General features: G+C 44.8%; 1 protein-coding gene. It reads right to left on the reverse strand.

The window, feature by feature from the left end:
- The coding region (locus CEX98_RS22150; RefSeq protein WP_143484389.1) for an FG-GAP-like repeat-containing protein at positions 1-4,776 on the reverse strand (4,776 nt) is incomplete at both ends.

Genomic DNA, 4,776 nt, shown 5'->3' on the forward strand with positions numbered 1-4,776 from the left:
TTGTCGATAAAGCCCGTTCACCGTCCGCTGTGCAAGCTGCCCAAATGCATTGTAGTCATAATTTGCACTGAGTGAAGTCGCACTCGCATTAAGGGCATTACTCATCCCCTGCGCACTCATTCCCGACGATAAACCAGTATATGTATCGTATAAGAAGCTTTGGCTTTGACCACCTAAGTAATTGATACGCGTTGGTTGTCCTCGGAAGTTCCTGTCGTGAACCCGCGATAGCTCCTTTTGCTCTACAGTATCTGTCTCTGAGTCATAACGTATACCATGCTCTGCAACGATAAACCCATCCGCGTCGTACTCATACCCTACCCCAAAGCTACCGCTTAACGCACTAAAATAGACCCGACCTAACTTATCGTATGCGGTATTTTGCGTTTGCTTAACATGCTTACCGTCTACCCACGATTCTGTCAGCACAATCTCTGGCCTTAATAAAGCGTCATATACATAGCTTTTTTGGTGTATGGTCGTTGCACTGTTACATGCGTGTCCGTCCATGACCCACTCAGCTGATTTTGTACCTAAACCCAATTCATCGTAAGCAAAACAGCGGGATTGTGCTGCATTCGACTCGGCATTACTAATACGCTGCTTTACTCGACCTAATGAGTCATAATTAATCCAAGTGACTTGTCCATTTGCGTCTTTTTGCCATTTCAGCTCGCCAAATACACTATAACGATACTGCCAAGTGCCCTTATCTGGGTCTATGGTTTTAATTTTATTCCCTAGGGGGTCGTATTCCATGCGGATTTGGTTGTTGCTACTGTCCGTTGTAGACTCAAGTTGCCCGTAGGCATCGTAATTGTACGTAATGCGACTCGCAGTTGCGCCAGCTACACCACCACTATTATCTGTTGTCGACTTGAGCTGCCCCGCCACATCATAGGTTCTGGTTTTAGTTACCCTCACAGCACCGCCGTCATGAACCTCCTTAACCGTAAAGCCTTCATAGCGCGTGCTTACCTGTAATCTAGAGCCACCAAAACTAGGAGTACTTGTTTCGATTACCCGTCCTAGAATATCAAACTCGCTGGTTTGCCATTCATCGCTACTTGGCAGCCTATCACTGTCTAGAGCTATAGAGGTACGGTAGTTATTCCCAAACTTGTCGTACTCGCTACGAGTAACTGAAACTTGATTGTTATATCCCCTCGAGACTTGCTTAAAGGGTCGCCCTGCTCGGTCAAAGTACTGACTATGGGGTTGATGGCCTGAGCTGAAGGTCTTTTCTAGGCTCCCATAGCCTGATGTTGTTTCGCGGCTTATCAGAGTTACATTGCCATTTGGTGCCTGCTCTCCTGTGATTTGACCAAATGCATTGTAGGTGTAGTAGGTCGTCAATCCGAAAGCCGTATTCTCGCAGCTTGTTACATTCACCGTTTTGCTTTTTATCCACCCTGTGACAGGGTCAACATTAAAGCAGACCGTATGTCCTAGCGCATTGGTTTTAGAGGTGACAAAACGCCCTGTTGCTTGGTCAAAGGTAACGCTGCTAACGCGTTTATCTGTACCTGAATATTGTGGTGTACCTTGATAATCACTTCCTTGAGTGAGGCCTTTACCAGACACTGTGGTGCGGTTACGATTCCCAAAACTGTCGAAACCATACGTCGTTATCACCGCTTGGGATGCGGACTGCGCATTCACAACTTCTTTATATAATACGCCATCACTATTGTAGGCAAACTCGCTTTTGCGGGTATCACTTTGCCCCTCACTGTTGGTTTTAGTGACTACAGAGCAAGTTAAACGACCGTATCGCCCATAGTCACTTGCAAACCCTTGAGCAGCACTGCTTAATACTGCACAACTCGATGGCGAGGCAACGTACTCGTTCCGCGTTTGTGTTTTAAATACTTGAGCATTTGCATCGGCTAGTGTGACCAAACTAGACGTTAAGTTCCCTCTGGTATCATAGCTTTGTGTTGTTGTGGTGGTCGATTTCAAGTTCCCCTGACTATAATCAACCCCAGTTGTTCCACCATCCAAGAAGTAACTTTTTTCTACACTGCGGCTGATATGGGTAAAGTAAGGGCTACGTTTGACCGACGCCTCTACCTTATTTTTTGTGGTCTTTGTCACATAGCTATTTGCACTTTGAGATAATACAATAACATCACCGCTATTGTTTTTATTCACCATCTTTTGCTCTGTGTACACTGGCATTCCCACAAGCTCAGGATGCTTTAAATAGGTTTTGGTTTTACCCGTTTGTTCCTCAGCAAATCCTTGGTGGTATAGTGTAGAGGTCACAATATCGTAATTATCATCCCGACTATCAATGGTAGTGAGCTTGCCAAATCCAAGGTAGCCTCTCCCTTGGCCATGAAGCGCCATATTGGCATATTTGTACTTTACTGAAGCTGTTTGGTCGTGGCCATTCGTTCCTGAAATCACATTCGTACTTCTCACTTCTGAGACCACATAAGCTGGCCCCTTCGCAGAAATGATGGGGAATTTGGCCTCAACACGCCCTTCATACACGCTCTCGTCTGTCAGGGGTTTATAGCGAACTAGATTTTGACCAGCTCGAGAGTAGCTTGCGGTGATAGCTCCCTCATTACGCCCCCATCTCAATTGTGTGAACTTGTCGACACTAACACTCGTTCGCTCATAGCGCACACGCATCCAGTCAACTCCCCCATCCCCATTAAAGTCGCCCGGTAGTAGTGCGTAATTAACGGTATCCGTTTCATGACGCGAGAACCCTAAGTACGTTTTAAAAGCAAACGCATTACTTTTGGGATCAAAGCGATAAACTCGTCCACTTGCCCTGGATTGGCTGATAAATGTTATGATTTCAGTTCTAAGATCGCTGTCTAAGTTCGCCACAAATAGGTCATCTTGACCGAATGACTCACGAGGAAACACTGAAATCTTAGGCTCAAAACCATTGCCATTGCTTAGTTTTGCATACCAACTATTAAAGTAGTGATACAATAGGTCTTGTAAACCATCCCCATTCAAATCAACTAACAGTGTCTTGTTAAAGCCTTCATAATGACCCACCGTAGCACCTCTCACCGACGCGCCTTTATGAGGATTGAACTGACCATTACCTTGGTTGATGGCGTAATGTATTTCAGCGCCAATTATTTTTAGACCCCTTTGCGTGTCATACACCTTCACTTCTGTAAGGGCATCAGATAAACCATCACCATTAATATCACCCCACATGACTTTTCCTAGTGAAAACTGAGTGTAATCGCTCTCACTAAATGCCGTTGATGACAACGCAGACTTTTTAAAAGCCGTTTTAACTGGGCCAAAACTCACTCGCCCTAGCGTGCTTACAGTATTGAGCCTGTACTCCACTTTTTCTGTTGCATTACCATAAGCAATATCTAACAGCCCATCACCATTGATATCAACAGGCTGTAATGCTCTGTCTTGACCCGATAACGAAGTAATGACTTTGTAAAGTAGCTTACCGACTTTTGGTCGATGAAAGCACTTAGGCAAGGGATCATCCTCAAACTGACCAACATTGGTTGATGAAGGAGGACAAACCCTTTCACTTGTGACCTCTCCCTCTTGATATAACAAATACCAAGTGATTTTGCCGCGCTTTGACTTTGAGGAAATCAACACATCGGCACGCCCATCACCGTTAAAATCAGAGGCAATGGCCTTAGGTCGATATCGTTCATCTTGACTGGATAACGTTATCCAGTCAGTGAGCCCACTCTCACCATAAGTAACCGTCCATTTTCCATGACCATCATACGACACCAGATCACTATAGCCGTCGCCATAGAGATCGGCAGCAACCATGGTGCTGACATTTTCTGGACGACCTAGGCTAAAACTCTCCTTGTCGGTTGAAGAGTATAAGCTTGAGTTCATCAGCTCATCTGACCAACCAAATTTAATTGGCTCTGCACACACATTAAACTGGCATACTTTAACTTGTTCTAACCTCCGCCCCTGTGCTTCATCTTTATAAGAAAGTTCATATTGACGAAGTGCCGTATTGCGGTTGTTGATTTCAACTTTATCGAGCACGCTTGTATGTTTGTAAGGTGCACCAAATCGAAAGCCATTTTGTGGCTCACTCGTCTCTCGATAATGCATTTTTACCTTTGTCACACCATAGGTAACCTTATCCAAAACCACTTCTTGATTCAGATCATTAGTGGGAGATTGGTAGTAATAGCGAATGGTATTGTCGTACATATCCACAATGCTGCTACGCAGCCAAGTATTTGCAATACTGCGGTTATTAGTGAGCTGAGATATCACAAATTGAACCGCTGAATTCGCCCCATTAGTATTACCGTAGTAGTGTGTTTCACCCGACTTAGTCGTCGCTTTGAATCCTAAAATATTACTCAGCGAGCCGATAACTTTGTAATCGGTAAAGCTATCTTGCTCGGTGCGATATATGCCTCCTGAAACTTTAATGAGGCGCTGGCCATCCACGCAAAATGCATCGGAGCTATCAAGCTGAACATCTCTAACGTAGTCATTTCCTAAATCGTCGTAAAAGTGAGATTTAGCACATCGCGTTATCGCAGACATACCTGAAAGCGACCAGCCAATTCCCGCTGTACTTAGTCGTTTATTCCCACTGGAATAATTGAGTCCCAGTGACGGTTTAATCCCAGAAGGGCCAGAAGGCAAGTTAAATGCAATGGTGTAAATCGCGTTACCAGACTCATCAACACGAAATTCAGCGGGCGTTGTAGTGATCACTCGACCGCTTTTGGCCTCATAATCCGGTAACGATAGCGTATTGTCGTCATTGCTTGGGGTAAATTC

This window comes from Pseudoalteromonas piscicida, from assembly GCF_002744175.1.
Lineage (GTDB): Bacteria > Pseudomonadota > Gammaproteobacteria > Enterobacterales > Alteromonadaceae > Pseudoalteromonas > Pseudoalteromonas piscicida_B.